Source organism: Kitasatospora sp. NBC_00070 (genome assembly GCF_045041205.1).
In the GTDB taxonomy this organism is placed as follows: Bacteria; Actinomycetota; Actinomycetes; order Streptomycetales; family Streptomycetaceae; genus Kitasatospora.
This window is the reverse complement of record NZ_CP108247.1, coordinates 1,982,567-2,003,877: the sequence shown is the minus strand read 5'-3', so window position 1 is coordinate 2,003,877 and position 21,311 is coordinate 1,982,567. Positions and strand designations below refer to the sequence as shown.

At 68.3% G+C, this 21,311-nt stretch carries 4 protein-coding genes; all 4 read left to right on the top strand.

Annotated elements, in window-relative coordinates:
* Window positions 1–31: 31 nt before the first annotated feature.
* Window positions 32–490, top strand: coding sequence for a hypothetical protein (locus tag OHV05_RS09210; protein WP_405017232.1), 459 nt, complete (start codon window positions 32–34; stop codon window positions 488–490).
* 23 nt (window positions 491–513) lie between these two features.
* Entirely contained in the window at window positions 514–855 is a 342-nt protein-coding gene (locus OHV05_RS09205; RefSeq protein ID WP_405017231.1) for a hypothetical protein, read from the top strand.
* A 482-nt stretch (window positions 856–1,337) separates the two neighbouring features.
* The gene (locus OHV05_RS09200) at window positions 1,338–2,063 is read left to right on the top strand and encodes a hypothetical protein (protein ID WP_405017230.1); all 726 of its coding nucleotides are present in this window, start codon (window positions 1,338–1,340) and stop codon (window positions 2,061–2,063) included.
* Between the two features lie 659 nt (window positions 2,064–2,722).
* Complete coding sequence (locus OHV05_RS09195; RefSeq protein WP_405017229.1) at window positions 2,723–21,268, top strand: hypothetical protein; 18,546 nt, start codon at window positions 2,723–2,725, stop codon at window positions 21,266–21,268.
* Window positions 21,269–21,311: the final 43 nt, after the last annotated feature.

Genomic DNA, 21,311 nt, shown 5'->3' with positions numbered 1-21,311 from the left:
CCACTCTCCCCAGCCCCTGGAAGGAACGCTCGTGAGCTTCCCCCTCAAGCGCACTGCGGCGGCCGTGGCCACGGCCCTGCTCGGCGTGGCCCTGAGCGCCACCGCCGGCCAGGCCCACACCACCGCGTCCGCCCCCCAACAGCCCGCCGCCCGCGCGGCCGCCCAGGACGCCACCGCCAGAGTGGACCGCCTGTGGGCCATCGAGGGCGACGAGCAGACGGTGAAGGCGGGTCAGCAGGTCCCGGTCCGTCTCAAGGTCAGGGCGTTCGACGCGAACCGCAAGCCCGTCAAGGGAGCCGTCATCACCTTCTCCACCCCCGGCCCCGGCCTCAAGTTCCCCGACGGCGGCGACGATGCCACCGCCACCACCGACCAGAACGGCTACGCCACCGCCCCGGCCCTCAAGGCATCCGGAAGCCCCGGCCCCGACCTGGTCACCGCCGGCGCGGGCACCAAGGCCCGCGTCGCCTTCGAGATCACCATCACCTGAAGCCCGGCCCGAACGGACACCTGATGACCAGCACCAGCACCAGCAGCGGCGAACCGGACACCCGCCCGACCCGACGGCCCGGTCTGCGGCGCGCGCTCGTCGCCGTGGCGGCCACCGCCCTGATCGGGGCCGCCGGCACCGCCGCCATCGCCTCGGCCGCCCCCACTCCCGCTCCGGCCCAGAGCTCCAAGGCCGCCGCGCCTGCCGTCCAACGATGGGAGTACCGCTGGGCGTTGGCCCAGCCCGGTGGCAGGACCGTCGGGGACCTGGAGCAACTCGGCAAGGAGGGCTGGGAGGTCGTCGCCCCGGTCAACGAATACACCGGCGACCGCTGGAACTTCCTCCTCAAGCGCGCCCTCCCGTAGCCGCCGACGCCGGCGCGGCCCGCAGTGTTCGGCTCCGGCCGGGCAGGGGGCGGTTCCGTGTTCAACGGTCGGTGGTGGTGAGGGGCCGCTCGATCCGGTTGACGGCATCGCGCAGGGACGAGCCACTGTCCGGGTGTGGGGGGGCGTGCTCCATGCGGTCGAGGTGCTCCATCGCCCCGGGCCGGGGGTGGGACGCCCGGGCGGGCCTCGGGTGCCGCTCGAATCCTCTGCGAAGGTGTCCGCGCCCGTCCGCATGCCTTGCCCACCACCGGACGTGGCCGCCGCATCACGCGAGTCGGGGACTTCGAGAAGTTCTGCACGACAGGGGGGACGCCTGTGCCATTTGGGTGCCTGCCCCGTGGCCCGGGGCGGCCAGGAGGGCGGTCGGAGGTTGCGACTGGGGTGGCCTCCCGTCTTTTGGGTGGGACATAACGGACAATCAGTTCGCTGGTGGAAGCCGAGATGCCGTATCGAGGAGCCCGATGAACGTTCCGCGCCTGTCCTCAGGACTTGCCTGTGCCGCTGTGGCCGCCGCCGTCGTGGTGCTGCCGCTGTCGATGGCGCAGGTCGCCTCCGCCGTGGCGGCGTCGGGCGGCGCCGCCGCTGAGCCCGCTGCCGCGTCCCGCCCGGTGGAGGTGGCGGTGCGGCACTCCGGTACCGCGCTGACCGAGGGGACCGATGTCGACTACACCGTGACCGTTCGCAACACCACGGCCGGCAGCCTGAAGCACCTGAAGGTCGCGCAGATGCTGTCGGCGGCGGTGCTGCCGGGGGCGATCTCCGACGGTGGCCAGAACACCGGAGCGCAGGTGCTGTGGGACATCGACCTGGACCCCGGCCAGAGCCGTGACCTGCACGTGGCCGGCCACCTGGGGACGCGTGCCCAGCTCGCCGCCGCCCGCGCCCAGAGCATCCAGGTCAAGCAGCCCAACTCCGACGGGGCCCACGACTCCGCGGACATGCTGTCGAGCACCGCCTGCGTCCAGCAGAGCGAGACCCAGCAGCTCCTGGGCTGCTCCTCCGATGCGGGAGCCGTCCAGGTCAACCCGGACCTGGCCAAGGGACATGACGCCGGGTCAGGTGGATTCGGCGGCACGTGGCTGTGGGCCGGAGTCGCCGGGGCCGCCCTCGCGGCGCTCGTCACGGCGCGGACGGTTCTCCGCCGACGCGGCAGGTCCGCCGACGTGTCCGGCGGTACGGAGGAGTAGTCGGCACCGGAGACCCGTATGTCGGGCGCCGTTGACGGCGCCCAAGTCGTGCTCGGGGGACCGTTCCTGACGGGGCGACAGTCCCCGACTCCTCCGAGGTTCCCCAGCCGCGACGACTGAATCCGTGGTGGCGGCGCGTGGAGCGGCCGTCGGTTGATCACCGCCGCGCTCCCCGCGCCGCCAGGGCTCGTACGTGACGCCCCCGTACATCGCCCCCCGGGGCGCTCCCTCGGCTGCTGAGGCTGCCCACCGCGAGGCTGATCCGGTGCCGCTCCCGGTTCCCGCCCGCGCGCCCTTGCCGACGTGTGCTGACACCACGCCGGCACGCTTCCCGATTCACCGGCGCCCTTGCCGGGGCGGGGAACCGCCTGCTCTGTCGGCGGTCCAGGGCCAGGTCATCGCCCCTGTCGCGACGCCGCCACCGATCCAGGGGCCACCACTCGTGGCCACCCTCGGTCTCCGGGCGCCTACCTGACTGCCCGTCATGGACGTGCCAGTGCTCCGGACGGGTTCATCTTTGGTGATCATCACGATCCGCCGGGGTGTCCCGCCGTATCTACCGCATAAATGGCTTTCCATACGAACGTCACCGTGTGTCTTGTATTAGATAGAACGGAAACCCGATGGCCGGCAGAGTTCAGCGCCTGATCGTCATGGCAGTGGCTAGCGTGTTGGTGCTGGCCGGATCGCCGACCTCGCTTGCGAGCGGGGGCTCGGCGGGTGCCGCGCAGCCGCGTGCCGCGGCGGGCAACTGCGTGGCGAAGACGCCGGGCTTCAACCAGTGCCGGGTCTTCCGGAGCAACGGGGCCGCACAGACGTTCACCACACCGGCCGGGGCGACCTCGGTGAAGTTCCACCTGTGGGGTTCCGGCGGTGGCCAATCGGACACCGCCAGCTCCGGCTTCGGCGGTGGCGGCGGCTACACCGTGGGGACGGTCGCCGCCCCGTTGGCGTCGTCGTACACGATCACCATCGGGACGACCACCTTCAACCAGGCCAGTGCCGCCGGCGGCACTGGAGCAGGCGGTGGCGGTGGGCGCACGGATCTCAAGGACAACGCGGGTGCGCTGCTCATGGTGGCCGGCGGTGGTGGCGGTGGTGGCCGCGGCACGGGCGGGGGCAGTGGTGGGGCCGGCGGCGGTGAGGCCGGAGAACCCGGCGGCGACGCCGCGTCCCCTTCGGACGCCAAGGGTGGCGGTGGCGCGTCCGGTACCACCGGTGGCACGGCCGGGGCGCTGGGCACCCGCTCGGGCAAGGCGGGGGCGAACTCACCCGACGGGAAGGGCGGCGCGGGCGGCGGTCTGACCGGACCCAGTACCAGTACGCCGGGTGGCGGTGGTGGCGGCGGCTTCGCCGGTGGCGCCGGCGGTGACGGCGGCACGTCGATCGGCGGCTCGCAGCGGGCCGGCGCCGGCGGTGGTGGCGGCACCGGGTTCGTGGACACCACGAAGGTGCCGGACGGTACGACCTCCGGGGGCTCGGGCCGCAATCCCGGCGGGACCGACGACCCGTTCTTCGACAACGACAAGTACGGCAACGCGAACACCCCCGGCGCCGCCGTGGTCGAGTGGTCGATTCCGACGGTCGACATCACATCACCGAAGGCCGGCGACGTCCTCGGGTCGTCGAACCCCGTCACGTTCACCGGAACCGGCCTGCCGGGGTCGACGGTGACGCTCTCGCGCAGCGGGTCGACCGTCGGCTCGGCGGCGACCGTTGCGGCCGACGGCACCTGGACGATCCAGGTGTCGGCCCAGTCGACGGGAACCAACGTGGTGTACACCGCGACCCAGACGTCCACCGGGAACCAGCCCCTCACGGACACCGTCACGGTCAACGTGGTCACCACCGGTACCATCACGGGCAGTCCGGTGACCACGATCCAGACGACGATGACCGGTGCGTGCCAGGCGTTCTTCAACAAGGTGGCGCAGTTCTTCGGCAGCCCGCAGAGCTGCGCCACAGCCATCAACACCGGGAGCAACCTCTGGGGGGCGGCGTTCTTCAACAACGCGTCCGCGCCGACCGCCATCAGCCAGACACCGACCACCGGCTCGGGCACCTCGGCTGACCCTTTCACGATGACGACGGTGTTCTCGGTCGGGTCCGGTGCCGTGCGTCTGTCGCAGACCGAGACCTACGTCAACGGTGACAACGGCTTCCGGGTGGACATCACGGTCACCAACCGAAGCACCTCCACACAGTCCGGCAACGTGTACCGGGGCGGCGACTGTCTGTTGGCGGGAGTCGACAGGAGCTTCGGAGCAGTGCTGCCGGCGGCGCCGGGGTTGGGCAACGGCATCGCGTGCGTGCAGAAGGTCGACGGCACCGGGCAGGCGATGCTGCTCGTGCCGCTCACTCCCGGGAGCTCGTATGCCGAGGGAGCCCTCAACAAAATCAGGGACCCGGCCTCGACCGGCAAACCGCTGACCAACACATGCGATTGCACGACGGAGCTCGACAGCGGGATGGGCATCTCGTGGCCGTATTCGCTGCCTGCGGGTGCGTCCGCGACCTTCAGCCACTACAGCGGGTTCCGCCCGGACAAGGTGTTGGCGTTGGAGTCGTCGAAGACCGTGACGCCGAGCAAGGTGCAGCCGGGTGAAACGGTCACCTACACGGTGAGATTCAGCAACCCCAACACCTCTCCGATGAACACCTTCGGTTTCACCGACACCTTGGACCCACGGCTGGACTACGTACCCGGTTCGACCAGCGGCAGCGGCGCCAGCAGCGGCATGCACGAGCCGACGGTCACCGGTTCCAAGGTGGCCTGGGGCGGCTTCTTCACCCTGGCCAAGGGCCCGGACCCCGGGGGAACCCCGGACCCGGCGTCGGTGTTCACCTTCACCTTCCAGGCGAAGGTGAAAGACACCGCGGCCGTGGGGACAGCCAGGAACGACTTCGGTGGCGACGGCATCGCGCCGCTGTCGCAGGTGGCGCCGGTGCTGATCGGGCCGCTCGCGAACCTGACGGTGACCAAGTCCGTGGACAAGTCGTCGGTACTGACCGGTGGTCAGGCGGTGTTCACCCTCACGGTGAAGAACGACGGTCCGAACGCGGCGACCAACATCGTCCTGACGGACAAACTTCCGACCGGTCTGACCTGGGTGTCGGACGACTCCGGCGGCAAGTACACCCCGGCCACCGGAGCCTGGTCGGTCCCCACGCTCGCCAAGGACGCGACCGCGACCTTGAAGATCACGGTCAAGGGCGCGACGGAGGGCGACTACGTCAACGCCGTGACGGCGCTGACCTCGGACTCGACCAATACCAAGGCGCTGTGCACGGATACTGCTGACCCTTCGACCTGCCCGAACGCCAAGATCACGGTGCGTTCGAGCGACCTGGTGATGACGGCGGCGACCGCCCCGAATCCAGTGCCACCCGGCGGCACGTCCATCGCCACGCTGACGGTCACCAACAACGGTCCGTCGGCCACGGTGGCCGCAGCGACCGTCGCGTTGACCCTGCCGCAGCGTACGACGCCCGGCTCCCCGCTTCCGGCCGGGTGCGTGGCGGCGGCCGACGGGAAGACGGTCACCTGCACCGTCCCCGCAGGGCTCGCCAACGGCGCCAAGGCCGACTTCGCGATCCCGCTCGTGGTCGCCTCGAACGCGCCGCTGTCGACCGCGCTGACGGGTGGTTCGGTGGTGGTGGCCTCCGTGGACGATGTGAAGCCGGCGAACAACACGGCGGCCGTGACGCTGTCGACGGCGGCCAAGGTGTCGAACGACCTGGCGATGTCGGTGACCGTGCCGACCACCCCGGTGACCCCGGGCACGACGGCCACCGTGACCGGGACGGTGACCAACGGCGGCCCGTCGGACACCACGTCGGCGTCGACGGTGACGTTCACGCTGCCGGCCAACACGACTGCCGCCGCGACGCAGCCTTCCGGATGCACGGTGGCGTCGGACAAGAAGTCGGTGACCTGCACGATCGCGGCCGGACTCAAGAACGCCGCCACGGCCTCGTTCGCGATCTCGGTGCTGGTCGACTCGGCCGCGCCGCTGGACACGGTGCTGTCGGGCGGGACGGCGACGGTCGCGAACACCGACGATCCGGTCGCGACGAACAACTCGGCGGCCATCCCGCTGAAGACAGCGGCGGCCGGCTCGGCCGACCTGTCGATCACGAAGAAGGCAGCGGGCACTGCTCCGGCCGTGCCCGGTGGAAACTTCGTCTATGACATCGTCGTGGCGAACGCGGGACCGTCGCAGGCGGTGAACGTCGTGGTGACGGATGCTCTGCCGGTCGCGCTGAAGTTCGTCTCCTCGGACGCGGGTTGTACGGCGTCGGGTCAGACGGTGACCTGTGGTTCGATCGCGACGCTGAACGTGGGTGCGACGAAGACCATCAAGATCACGGTCCAGCTGGACCCGGCGTACTCCGGTGACGGTTCGGACATCAAGAACCAGGCGTCGGTGAAGTCGGACGCCACGGACCCGAACCTGGTGAACAACACCTCGGACGCGTCCACCGGTGGGCTGCCGGGCCCGAGCCCCGGTCCGAACCCGCCGACGAAGCCGAGCGCGGACCTGGCGATCACGAAGAAGGCCGCGGGTGCGACCGCTGTCGCCCCGGGTCAGTCGTTCATCTACGACCTGACGGTGACGAACGGCGGTCTGTCGCAGGCGAAGAACGTCACGGTGACGGACGTCCTGCCGTCGATGCTGGTCTTCCAGCCTTCGGCGGGCTGCACGGCGTCGGGACAGACCGTGACGTGTGGTCCGCTCGCGACGCTGGACCCCGGCAAGACCCAGGTCTTCAAGGTGACGGTGCAGTTGGACCCGGCGTACGCGGGCGACGGTTCGAACGTCAGGAACCAGGCGTCGGTGAAGTCGGACACGACGGACCCGAATCTGGCGAACAACACCTCTGACGCGTCGACAGGTGGTCTGCCGGGCCCGGGTCCTGGCCCGAACCCGCCGTTGAAGCCGTCGTCGGACCTGTCGATCACGAAGGCGCCGGTCGGCACTGCCGTGGTGGCTCCAGGCGGGACGTACGAGTACCTGCTGACGGTGGCGAATGCCGGCCCGTCGCAGGCGAAGAACGTGGTGGTGACGGACACCCTGCAGAAGGAGCTGACGTTCGTCTCCTCGGCGGACGGCTGTGCGGCTGCGGGACAGTTGGTGACGTGCACGGGTCCGGCGACGCTGGACGCTGCCGCGACCAAGACCTACAAGATCAAGGTCCAGCTTGCCCCGGCCTATGCGGGTGATGGTTCGGACATCAAGAACCAGGTGTCGGTGAAGTCGGACACGGACGACCCGAACCTGGTGAACAACACCTCTGACGCGTCGACAGGTGGTCTGCCGGGCCCGGGTCCCGGCCCGAACCCGCCCGCGCCGGTGCAGGCCGATGTCGCGATCACCAAGAAGCCGGCCGGTACGGCGCCGGTGGCTGCTGGTGAGTCCTTCGACTACGCGGTGACGGTGACGAACAACGGTCCCTCGGATGCGAAGGGCCTGGTGGTGACGGATGCGTTGCCGGTGGCGCTGAAGTTCGTTTCGGCGAGCGATGGTTGCACGGCGGTCGGGCAGGACGTGACGTGCCCGAAGTTGGCGCTGTTGGCGGCGAAGGCGTCGAAGACCTACACCATCAAGGTGCAGCTCGACCCGGCGTACACCGGTGACGGCAGCGATGTGAAGAACCAGGCGAAGGTCGCCACCGACAGTGCCGACCCGGACCTGAGCAACAACACCTCGGACGCGGCCACCGGCACGCTGCCGGGTCCCGGTCCGGGGCCGTTCCCGCCCTCTCCGGTGAAGGCCGATGTGGCGATCACCAAGAAGGCGGCGAGCACCGCTCCGGTGGCGGCTGGTGAGTCGTTCGACTACACGGTGACGGTGACGAACAACGGGCCCTCGGATGCGAAGGGCCTGGTGGTGACGGATGCGTTGCCCGCCGCGCTGAAGTTCGTTTCGGCGAGCGATGGTTGTACGGCGACGGGTCAGAACGTGACCTGCCCCAAGCTGGCGCTGTTGGCGGCGAAGGGCTCGAAGGTCTACACGATCAAGGTGCAGCTGGATCCGGCGTATGCGGGTGACGGTTCGGATGTGCGGAACCAGGCGAAGGTCGCCACAGACACCACCGATCCGGACCTGACCAACAACACGTCGGACGCGTCGACCGGTGGTCTGCCTGGTCCTGGGCCGGGTCCGAATCCGCCCGCGCCGGTGAAGGCGGATGTGGCGATCACCAAGAAGGCGGCGAGCACCACTCCGGTGGCTGCGGGTGAGTCGTTCGACTACACGGTGACGGTGACGAACAACGGGCCGTCCGAGGCCAAGGGCCTGGTGGTGACCGATGCACTTCCCGCAGCTCTGAAGTTCGTGTCGGCGAGCGATGGTTGTACTGCTGTCGGGCAGAACGTCACGTGCCCGAAGCTGGCGCTGTTGGCTGCGAAGGGCTCGAAGGTCTACACGATCAAGGTGCAGCTCGACCCCGCGTATGCGGGTGACGGCACTGATGTGAAGAACCAGGCGAAGGTTGCCACCGACACCACTGATCCGGACCTGACCAACAACACGTCGGACGCGTCGACCGGTGGCCTGCCTGGTCCTGGGCCGGGTCCGAACCCGCCTTCCCCGGTGAAGGCCGATGTGGCGATCACCAAGAAGCCGGCCGGTACGGCGCCGGTGGCTGCTGGTGAGTCGTTCGACTATGCGGTGACGGTGACGAACAACGGGCCGTCGGATGCGAAGGGGCTGGTGGTGACGGATGCGTTGCCGGTGGCTCTGAAGTTCGTGTCGGCGAGCGATGGTTGCACGGCGGTTGGTCAGGACGTGTCCTGCCCGAAGTTGGCCACGTTGGCGGCGAAGGCGTCGAAGACGTACACGATCAAGGTGCAGCTCGACCCGGCGTACACCGGCGACGGCAGCGATGTGAAGAACCAGGCGAAGGTCGCCACCGACAGTGCCGACCCGGACCCGACCAACAACACCTCCGACGCGGCCACCGGCACGCTGCCGGGCCCCGGTCCGGGGCCGTTCCCGCCCTCTCCGGTGAAGGCCGATGTGGCGATCACCAAGAAGGCGTCGACGTCGACGCCGGTCGCGGCTGGTGAGTCCTTTGACTACACCGTGACCGTTACCAACAACGGTCCCTCGCAGGCGTCCGGTCTGGTGGTGACGGATGCTCTGCCGGCGATGCTGAAGTTCGTGTCGGCGAGCGATGGTTGCACGGCTGCCGGTCAGAACGTCACGTGCCCGAAGCTCGCGTCCTTGGCGGCGAAGGCGTCGAAGACGTACACGATCAAGGTGCAGCTCGACCCGGCGTACACCGGCGACGGCAGCGATGTGAAGAACCAGGCGAAGGTCGCCACCGACAGTGCCGATCCGGACCAGACCAACAACACGTCGGACGCGTCGACCGGTGGCCTACCGGGTCCGGGCCCTGGTCCGAACCCGCCCGCGCCGGTGAAGGCTGATGTCGCGATCACCAAGAAGCCGGTTGGTACGACGCCGGTCGCGGCTGGTGAGTCGTTCGACTATGCGGTGACGGTGACGAACAACGGGCCGTCCGAGGCGAAGGGGCTGGTGGTCACCGATGCCCTGCCGGCCACGCTGAAGTTCGTGTCGGCGAGCGATGGTTGCACGGCTGCCGGTCAGAACGTCACGTGCCCGAAGCTCGCGTCCTTGGCGGCGAAGGCGTCGAAGACGTACACGATCAAGGTGCAGCTCGATCCCGCGTACACCGGCGACGGCAGCGATGTGAAGAACCAGGCGAAGGTCGCCACCGACACCACCGACCCCGACCAGAGCAACAACACCTCGGACGCTGCGACCGGTGGTCTGCCGGGCCCGGGTCCGGGCCCGAATCCGCCCTCCCCGGTGAAGGCCGATGTGGCGATCACCAAGAAGCCGGCAAGTACCACCCCCATCGCGGCTGGTGAGTCCTTCGACTACACGGTGACGGTGACGAACAACGGGCCCTCGGATGCCAAGGGCCTGGTGGTGACGGATGCCCTGCCGGCCATGTTGAAGTTCGTCTCCTCTCCCGATGGTTGCACCGCGGTTGGTCAGGATGTGTCGTGCCCGAAGCTGGCCGCCCTTGCGGCGAAGGGTTCGAAGACGTACACGATCACCGTTCAGCTGGACCCGGCCTATGCCGGTGACGGCAGTGACGTGAAGAACCAGGCGAAGGTCGCGACCGACACCACCGACCCCGATCCGGCGAACAACACCTCGGATGCGTCGACCGGTGGTCTGCCTGGTCCTGGGCCGGGTCCGAATCCGCCCTCTCCGGTGAAGGCGGATGTCGCGATCACGAAGAAGGCGGCAAGTACCGCTCCGGTGGCGGCTGGTGAGTCGTTCGACTACACGGTGACGGTGACGAACAACGGCCCCTCGGATGCGAAGGGCCTGGTGGTGACGGATGCTCTGCCCGCTGCGCTGAAGTTCGTGTCCGCGAGCGACGGTTGCACGGCGACGGATCAGAACGTCACCTGTCCGAAGCTCGCGTCCTTGGCGGCGAAGGCGTCGAAGACGTACACGATCACCGTTCAGCTGGACCCGGCCTATGCCGGTGACGGCAGTGATGTGCGGAACCAGGCGAAGGTCGCCACGGACACCGCCGACCCGGACCTGACCAACAACACCTCGGATGCGTCGACCGGTGGTCTGCCGGGTCCTGGGCCGGGTCCGAATCCGCCCTCTCCGGTGAAGGCCGACGTTGCCATCACGAAGAAGGCGGCAAGTAACGCTCCGGTGGCGGCTGGTGAGTCCTTCGACTACACGATCACGGTGACGAACAACGGCCCCTCGCAGGCATCGGGCCTGGTGGTCACGGATGCGCTGCCCGCTGCTCTGAAGTTCGTGTCCGCGAGCGACGGTTGCACGGCGGCTGGGCAGAACGTCTCGTGCCCGAAGCTGGCGACGTTGGCGGCGAAGGCGTCGAAGACGTACACGATCACCGTGCAGCTGGACCCTGCTTATGCGGGTGACGGCACCGATGTGCGGAACCAGGCGAAGGTTGCCACCGACAGTGCCGACCCGGATCTGGCGAACAACACGTCGGATGCGTCGACCGGTGGTCTGCCGGGTCCGGGTCCTGGTCCGAACCCGCCGGCGCCGGTGAAGGCCGACGTTGCCGTCACCAAGAAGCCGGCGAGCACCAACCCGGTTTCTCCCGGTGAGTCGTTCGACTACACGGTGACGGTGACGAACAACGGTCCCTCGGAGGCCAAGGGTCTGGTGGTGACGGATGCGTTGCCGTCGGTGCTGAAGTTCGTCTCGGCGAGCGATGGTTGCACTGTTGCCGGTCAGGACGTGTCGTGTCCGAAGCTGGCGACGTTGGCGGCGAAGGCGTCGAAGTCCTACACGATCAAGGTGCAGCTGGACCCGGCGTACACCGGTGACGGTAGCGATGTGAAGAACCAGGCGAAGGTCGCCACGGACACGACGGACCCGGACCTGACGAACAACACCTCCGACGCGGCCACGGGTACGCTGCCGGGCCCGGGGCCGGGTCCGAACCCGCCCACTCCGGTGAAGGCCGATGTGGCGATCACCAAGAAGGCATCGGCCTCGGCGCCGGTGGCTGCGGGTGAGTCGTTCGAGTACACGGTGACGGTGACGAACAACGGTCCCTCGGATGCCAAGGGCCTGGTCGTCACGGATGCGCTGCCCGCTGCGCTGAAGTTCGTTTCCGCGAGCGACGGTTGCACCGCGAGCGGTCAGGACGTGACCTGCCCGAAGCTGGCCTCGTTGGCGGCGAAGGCGTCGAAGGTCTACACGATCACCGTCCAGCTGGACCCCGCCTACGCCGGTGACGGCACCGATGTGAAGAACCAGGCGAAGGTTGCCACCGACACCACCGACCCCGACCAGAGCAACAACACCTCGGACGCGTCGACCGGTGGTCTGCCGGGGCCGGGCCCTGGTCCGAATCCGCCCGCGCCGGTGAAGGCCGACGTTGCCATCACCAAGAAGGCGGCGAGCTCGGCCCCGGTCGCGGCCGGCGAGACCTTCGACTACAGCGTGACCGTCACCAACAACGGTCCCTCGGAGGCCAAGGGCCTGGTGGTGACGGATGCTCTGCCCGCTGCGCTGAAGTTCGTTTCGGCGAGCGATGGTTGCACGGCGGCTGGGCAGAACGTCACGTGCCCGAAGCTCGCGTCTTTGGCGGCGAAGGGCTCGAAGACGTACACGATCAAGGTGCAGCTGGACCCGGCGTATGCGGGTGACGGTTCGGATGTGCGGAACCAGGCGAAGGTCGCCACCGACACCTCCGACCCGGACGCGTCGAACAACACGTCGGACGCGTCGACCGGTGGTCTGCCGGGTCCGGGCCCTGGTCCGAACCCGCCGACGAAGCCGAGTGCGGATCTGTCGGTCACGAAGAGGGCCGAAGGTACGGCTTCCGTTGCTCCTGGTCAGTCGTTCGTCTATGTCATCACCGTCACGAACGGTGGTCCGTCGCAGGCGAAGAACGTGACGGTGACCGACAGTCTCCCGGTCGCGTTGAAGTTCGTGTCCTCGGATGCGGGTTGTACGGCTTCGGGTCAGACGGTGACGTGTGGTCCGGTCGTGACGCTGGACGCGGGTGCGACGACAACGGTCAAGCTCACCGTTCAGCTGGACCCGGCGTACTCCGGTGACGGCTCCGACATCAGGAACCAGGCGTCGGTGAAGTCCGACACCGCGGATCCGGACATGTCGAACAACACCTCGGACGCGTCGACCGGTGGTCTGCCGGGTCCGGGCCCTGGTCCGAACCCGCCGACGAAGCCGAGCGCGGACCTGTCGGTCACGAAGAAGGCCGAGGGTACGACCGCTGTCACCGCGGGTCAGTCGTTCGTCTACGACATCACCGTGGCGAACGCCGGCCCCTCGCAGGCGAAGAACGTCACCGTGACGGATGTACTGCCGGCGGGGCTGATCTTCCAGCCGTCGGCGGGTTGTACGGCTTCGGGTCAGACGGTGACGTGTGGTCCGGTCGCGACGCTGGACACGGGGAAGACGCAGGTCTTCAAGGTGACAGTCCAGTTGGACCCGGCGTACTCCGGTGATGGCTCCGACATCAGGAACCAGGCGTCGGTGAAGTCCGACACCACGGATCCGGACATGTCGAACAACACCTCGGACGCGTCGACCGGTGGTCTGCCGGGTCCGGGTCCTGGTCCGAACCCGCCGTTGAAGCCGTCGGCTGATGTGGCGATCACGAAGAAGGCGGCCTCGACGGTCCCGGTCGCGCCGGGGGAGTCGTTCGACTACACGGTGACGGTGACGAACAACGGGCCGTCGCGGGCCGAGGCCGTCGTCATGACGGACACGCTGCCGGCGCACCTGGTCTTCGTGTCCGCCTCCGACGGCTGCACCGCCTCCGGCCAGGTCGTCACCTGCCCGGCACTGCCGAGCCTGGCGGCGAAGGCCACGCACACCTACACGCTCACGGTGCAGTTGGACCCGGCGTACTCCGGTGACGGCTCCGACATCAGGAACCAGGCGTCGGTGAAGTCCGACACCGCGGATCCGGACATGTCGAACAACACCTCGGATGCGTCGACTGGTGGTCTGCCGGGCCCGGACCCGGGTCCCAACCCCGGTCCCAACCCCACCCCGAACCCGCCGGCGCCGGTGAAGGCCGATGTGGCGATCACCAAGAAGCCCGCTTCGGCTACTGCGGTGGCTGCGGGTGAGTCCTTCGACTACACGGTCACGGTGACGAACAACGGTCCTTCGGATGCCAAGGGTTTGGTCGTCACGGATGCTCTGCCGGTGGCGCTGAAGTTCGTTTCGGCGAGCGATGGTTGCACGGCGACGGGTCAGGACGTGTCCTGCCCGAAGCTGGCGACGTTGGCGGCGAAGGCGTCGAAGACGTACACCATCAAGGTGCAGCTCGACCCGGCCTACACCGGTGACGGTACGGACGTCCGCAACCAGGCGAAGGTCGCCACCGACACCACCGACCCGGACCTGAGCAACAACACCTCCGACGCGTCCACGGGCACCCTGCCCGGTCCGGGCCCTGGCCCGAACCCGCCCACGCCCGTCAAGGCGGATGTCGCGATCACGAAGAAGCCTGCTTCGGCTACTGCGGTGGCTGCGGGTGAGTCCTTCGACTACACGGTCACGGTGACGAACAACGGTCCTTCGGATGCCAAGGGCCTGGTCGTCACGGATGCCCTGCCGTCGATGCTGAAGTTCGTTTCAGCGAGCGATGGTTGCACCGCGAGCGGTCAGGACGTGACCTGCCCGAAGCTGGCCACGTTGGCGGCGAAGGCGTCGAAGACGTACACGATCACGGTGCAGCTGGACCCGGCCTATGCCGGTGACGGCAGCGATGTGCGGAACCAGGCGAAGGTGGCCACGGACACGGCCGACCCGGATCAGAGCAACAACACCTCGGATGCGGCCACTGGTGGTCTGCCTGGTCCGGGCCCTGGCCCGAACCCGCCCACTCCCGTCAAGGCGGACGTCGCGATCACCAAGAAGCCCGCCTCGGCGGCCCCGGTCGCTGCCGGTGAGTCCTTCGACTACACGATCACGGTGACGAACAACGGGCCCTCGGATGCGAAGGGCCTGGTGGTGACGGATGCGTTGCCCGCCATGTTGAAGTTCGTTTCGGCGAGTGACAGTTGCACGGCGACCGGTCAGGACGTGACCTGCCCGAAGCTCGCGACGTTGGCGGCGAAGGCGTCGAAGACGTACACGATCAAGGTGCAGCTGGACCCGGCCTATGCCGGTGACGGTACGGACGTCCGCAACCAGGCCAAGGTGGCCACGGACACCACCGACCCGGACCTGAGCAACAACACCTCGGACGCGTCCACGGGCACCCTGCCTGGTCCGGGCCCTGGTCCGAACCCGCCCGCGCCGGTGAAGGCCGATGTGGCGATTGCCAAGAAGCCGGTTGGTACGACGCCGGTGGCTGCTGGTGAGTCTTTCGACTACGCGATCACGGTGACCAACAACGGCCCCTCGGAAGCCAAGGGCCTGGTGGTGACCGATGCGTTGCCCGCCATGCTGAAGTTCGTTTCGGCGAGTGACAGTTGCACGGCGACCGGTCAGGACGTGACCTGCCCGAAGCTGGCCACGTTGGCGGCCAAGGCGTCGAAGACGTACACGATCACGGTGCAGCTGGACCCGGCCTATGCCGGTGACGGCAGTGACGTGAAGAACCAGGCGAAGGTCGCGACCGACACCACCGACCCCGACCCGTCCAACAACACCTCGGACGCATCGACTGGTGGCCTGCCGGGCCCGGACCCGGGTCCCAACCCCGGTCCCAACCCCACCCCGAACCCGCCGGCGCCGGTGAAGGCCGATGTGGCGATCACGAAGAAGCCTGCTTCGGCTACTGCGGTGGCTGCGGGTGAGTCCTTCGACTACACCGTGACCGTCACCAACAACGGTCCGTCGGAAGCCAAGGGCCTGGTCGTCACCGACGCTCTGCCCGTGGCGCTGAAGTTCGTTTCGGCGAGCGATGGTTGCACCGCGACCGGTCAGGACGTGACCTGCCCGAAGCTGGCGACGTTGGCGGCGAAGGGTTCGAAGACCTACACGATCAAGGTGCAGCTGGACCCGGCGTACACCGGTGACGGCAGCGATGTCCGGAACCAGGCGAAGGTCGCCACCGACACGACCGACCCGGACCTGGGCAACAACACCTCGGACGCGTCCACGGGCACCCTGCCTGGTCCGGGCCCTGGCCCGAATCCGCCGGCGCCGGTGAAGGCCGATGTGGCGATCACGAAGAAGCCTGCTTCGGCTACTGCGGTGGCTGCTGGTGAGTCCTTTGACTACACGGTGACGGTGACGAACAACGGCCCGTCGGAGGCGAAGGGTCTGGTGGTCACGGATGCTCTGCCGTCGATGCTGAAGTTCGTTTCGGCGAGCGATGGTTGCACGGCGAGCGGTCAGGACGTGTCCTGCCCGAAGTTGGCCACGCTGGCGGCGAAGGCGTCGAAGACGTACACCATCAAGGTGCAGCTGGACCCGGCGTATGCGGGTGACGGCGCTGACGTGAAGAACCAGGCGAAGGTCGCCACCGACACCACCGACCCCGACCAGAGCAACAACACCTCGGACGCTGCGACCGGTGGTCTGCCGGGCCCGGGTCCGGGCCCGAATCCGCCCTCCCCGGTGAAGGCCGATGTGGCGATCACCAAGAAGCCGGCAAGTACCACCCCCATCGCGGCTGGTGAGTCCTTCGACTACACGGTGACGGTGACGAACAACGGGCCCTCGGATGCCAAGGGCCTGGTGGTGACGGATGCGTTGCCCGCCATGTTGAAGTTCGTTTCGGCGAGCGATGGTTGCACGGCGACGGGTCAGGACGTGTCCTGCCCGAAGCTCGCGACGTTGGCAGCGAAGGCGTCGAAGACCTACACCATCACGGTGCAGCTGGACCCGGCCTACGTCGGTGACGGCACGGACGTGCGGAACCAGGCCAAGGTGGCCACGGACACCGCCGACCCGGACCCGACCAACAACACTTCCGACGCCTCGACGGGCACCCTGCCCGGTCCGGGGCCCGGTCCGAACCCGCCTACCCCGGCCAAGGCCGACGTCGCGATCACCAAGAAGCCCGCTTCGGCTACTGCGGTGGCTGCGGGTGAGTCCTTCGACTACACGATCACGGTGACCAACAACGGCCCCTCGGAAGCCAAGGGCCTGGTGATGACCGATGCTCTGCCCGCTGCGCTGAAGTTCGTGTCGGCGAGCGATGGTTGCACGGCGGTTGGTCAGGACGTGTCCTGCCCGAAGCTCGTGTCCTTGGCGGCGAAGGCGTCGAAGACCTACACGATCAAGGTGCAGCTCGACCCGGCGTACACCGGTGACGGCAGCGATGTCCGGAACCAGGCGAAGGTCGCCACCGACACGGCTGATCCGGATCTGTCGAACAATACGTCTGATGCATCGACAGGAACCCTGCCTGGTCCTGGGCCTGGTCCGAACCCGCCCACCCCGGCCAAGGCCGATGTGGCGATCACGAAGAAGCCGGCGAGCACCACTCCGGTGGCTGCTGGTGAGTCCTTCGACTACACGATCACGGTGACGAACAACGGTCCGTCGGATGCGAAGGGTCTGGTGGTGACCGATGCGTTGCCCGCCATGTTGAAGTTCGTTTCGGCGAGCGATGGTTGCACGGCGGTTGGTCAGGACGTGACGTGCCCGAAGCTTGCGACGTTGGCGGCGAAGGGTTCGAAGACGTACACGATCACCGTTCAGCTCGACCCGGCCTACGCCGGTGACGGGACCGATGTGCGGAACCAGGCGAAGGTGGCTACGGACACCGCCGACCCGGATCAGAGCAACAACACGTCGGACGCGTCGACCGGTGGTCTGCCTGGTCCGGCTCCTGGGCCGAACCCGCCTACCCCGGCCAAGGCCGATGTGGCGATCACCAAGAAGGCGGCGAGCACCACTCCGGTGGCTGCTGGTGAGTCGTTCGACTACGCGATCACGGTGACGAACAACGGTCCGTCGGATGCGAAGGGTCTGGTGGTGACGGATGCCCTGCCCGCCATGTTGAAGTTCGTTTCGGCGAGCGATGGTTGCACGGCGGTTGGTCAGGACGTGTCCTGCCCGAAGCTCGCCACCCTTGCGGCGAAGGCGTCGAAGACGTACACGATTACCGTTCAGCTCGACCCGGCCTACGCCGGTGACGGAACGGACGTGCGGAACCAAGCGAAGGTCGCCACCGACACTGCCGACCCGGATCTGTCGAACAACACGTCTGATGCTTCGACCGGTGGTCTGCCTGGTCCCAACCCCGGTCCGGGCCCGAATCCGCCGGCGCCGGTGAAGGCCGATGTGGCGATCACGAAGAAGCCCGCAGCGACCACACCGGTCGCCGCAGGCGAGTCCTTCGACTACACCGTGACCGTCACCAACAACGGCCCGTCGCAGGCTTCGGGCCTGGTGGTGACCGATGCGTTGCCCGCCATGCTGAAGTTCGTTTCGGCGAGCGATGGTTGCACGGCGACTGGTCAGGACGTGACGTGCCCGAAGTTGGCCACGTTGGCGGCCAAGGGATCGAAGACGTACACCATCACGGTGCAGCTCGACCCGGCCTACGCCGGTGACGGGACCGATGTGCGGAACCAGGCGAAGGTGGCTACGGACACCGCCGACCCGGATCAGAGCAACAACACGTCGGACGCGTCGACCGGTGGTCTGCCTGGTCCGGGCCCTGGGCCGAATCCGCCTACCCCGGCCAAGGCCGATGTGGCGATCACGAAGAAGCCGGCGAGCACCACTCCGGTGGCTGCTGGTGAGTCGTTCGACTACGCGATCACGGTGACGAACAACGGTCCGTCGGAGGCGAAGGGTCTGGTGGTCACGGATGCTCTGCCGGTGACGTTGAAGTTCGTGTCGGCGAGCGATGGTTGCACGGTGACGGGTCAGGACGTGACGTGCCCGAAGCTGGCGACGTTGGCGGCCAAGGGTTCGAAGACGTACACCATCAAGGTGCAGTTGGACCCGGCGTACTCCGGTGACGGCAGCGATGTCCGGAACCAGGCGAAGGTCGCCACCGACACGACCGACCCGGACCTGAGCAACAACACCTCGGACGCGTCCACGGGCACTCTGCCTGGTCCTGGGCCGGGTCCGAACCCGCCGGCGCCGGTGAAGGCCGACGTGGCGATCACGAAGAAGCCGGCGAGCACCACTCCGGTGGCTGCTGGTGAGTCCTTCGACTACGCGATCACGGTGACGAACAACGGTCCGTCGGAGGCGAAGGGTCTGGTGGTGACCGATGCGTTGCCCGCCATGCTGAAGTTCGTTTCGGCGAGCGATGGTTGCACGGTGACGGGTCAGGACGTGACGTGCCCGAAGCTGGCCACGTTGGCGGCCAAGGCGTCGAAGACGTACACGATCACGGTGCAGCTGGACCCGGCCTATGCCGGTGACGGCAGTGACGTGAAGAACCAGGCGAAGGTCGCGACCGACACCACCGACCCCGACCAGAGCAACAACACCTCGGACGCATCGACTGGTGGTCTGCCTGGCCCGGACCCGGGTCCCAACCCCGGTCCCAACCCCACCCCGAACCCGCCGGCGCCGGTGAAGGCCGACGTCGCCATCACCAAGAAGCCCGCGTCGGCGGCCCCGGTGGCTGCTGGTGAGCCGTTCGACTACACCGTGACCGTCACGAACAACGGCCCCTCGGACGCCAAGGGCCTGGTCGTCACCGACGCACTGCCCGCCGCACTGAAGTTCGTCTCGGCGAGCGATGGCTGCACCGCGACCGGTCAGGACGTGACCTGCCCCAAGCTGGCCACCCTCGCAGCGAAGGCATCCAAGACCTACACGATCACCGTGCAGCTCGACCCGGCCTACTCCGGTGACGGCTCGGACGTCCGCAACCAGGCGAAGGTCGCCACCGACACCACCGACCCCGATCCGGCCAACAACACCTCCGACGCCTCCACCGGCACCCTGCCCGGTCCTGGGCCGGGTCCGAACCCGCCCAACCCGGCCAAGGCCGACGTCGCCGTCACCAAGAAGCCGGTCGGGGCCAAGCAGGTCGCACCCGGTGAGACGTTCGAGTACCAGGTCACCGTCACCAACAACGGCCCGGCCCAGGCATCGGAGGTGAAGACCACCGACGCGCTCCCCGCGCCGCTGGCATTCGTCTCCTCCACCGACGGCTGCACCGCCACCGGCCAGGACGTGACCTGCCCGACCCTTCCCGTACTGGCCGCCAAGGGCTCGAAGACGTTCACCTTCACCGTCCGGCTCGACCAGGACTACGAGGGCAACGGCTCCGACATCGCCAACATCGCGAAGGTCGCGGCGGCCACCGCCGACCCGGACCTGTCGAACAACTCCTCGGCCACCGCAGGACTGCCCCTCGGCAAGCCCCGCCGCGGCGAGTCCGACCTCGCCGTCGACAAGACCTCCAGCGGCACCGCGGTCGCCCCCGGCGAGAACGTCGACTACACCATCACCGTCACCAACAACGGCCCCACCTCCGACAGTTACCACGTCGTCCTCACCGACCAGCTACCCGCGCAGCTGAGCTACATCTCCTCCCAGCCGGCCGGCTGCACCCAGGACACCGCCACCCGGGCGGTCACCTGCCCGGCCAAGGGCCGCCTGAAGGTCGGTGAGAAGTTCACCTACGTCCTCACCACCCGCCTCGACCCCTCCTACACGGGCGACGGCAGCGACATCGTCAACCGCGCCGTGGTCCAGGCCGACAACATCGACCCCAACCCCACCAACGACACCCACACCGCACTGCTGCCGGACGGCGGCAAGCCCGCCCCGCTCAAGCGCGACATGGCAGCGCAGGCCATCCTCGCCAAGGACACCGCCGTGCCCGGCGAGACGGTGAACCTGACCGCCCGGATCACCAACCACGGACCGTCCACCCACACCGGCGGAGCGACCTTCGCGGTCACCGTGCCCGCACAGCTCTCCTTCGCCCAGAACCTGCCCGGCAACTGCACCGCCGACAGCCCGCAGAAGGCGACCTGCACCCTCCCCGCCGGCATCCTGCCCCAACCCCGCACCAAGAGCCGGGCCGCACAGGACGGCTACGTCGACACCGAATTCGCGCTGCGGGTCTCCCCGGACGCCGCCGGCGGCCAGACCCTCACCGGAACGGTCCGCGTCAGCGACCCCATCGACCGCAACCCCGCCAACGACGAGGACACCTACAGCCTGCGCATCGCCGAGCCCGCCGCCGACCTCGCCCTGGCCAAGTCCGCCGCCTACCCGGCCGGCAAGAGCCAGGTCGACCCCGGCGACACCTTCACCTACACCCTCACCACCACCAACCACGGCCCGTCCACCGCGGTGAACGCCAAGGTCACCGACCCGCTGCCGGCCGCACTGTCCTTCGTCTCCTCACCCGACGGCTGCACCGCCGACGGACGGACCGTCACCTGCGGACCCATCGCACGGCTCGCGCCGGGCGACAAGGCGGTGCACCGCATCCTCGTCAAGCTCGACCCCGCCTACGCGGGCGACGGCACCGACGTCGACAACATCGCCACCGCGACCTCCGACACCCCCGACCCCGACAAGTCCAACAACAGCAACAAGCCCGGCACCAACAACCCCGACGGCGGTCCCCTCCACACCGGAAAGGCCATCCCCACCCCCAAGCCCCTTCCGCACACCGGCACCGCCGTCACCCTCGCAGCCACCACCGCAGCACTCCTGCTCCTGCTCGGACTCGCCTTCCGCATCCTCGCGGCCCGACGCCGACGCAACAACGGACGCAGCGGTCCGGCATAACACCTGACCCACCCCCACGCAGGCCCGGAACGGCAGCAGCCGT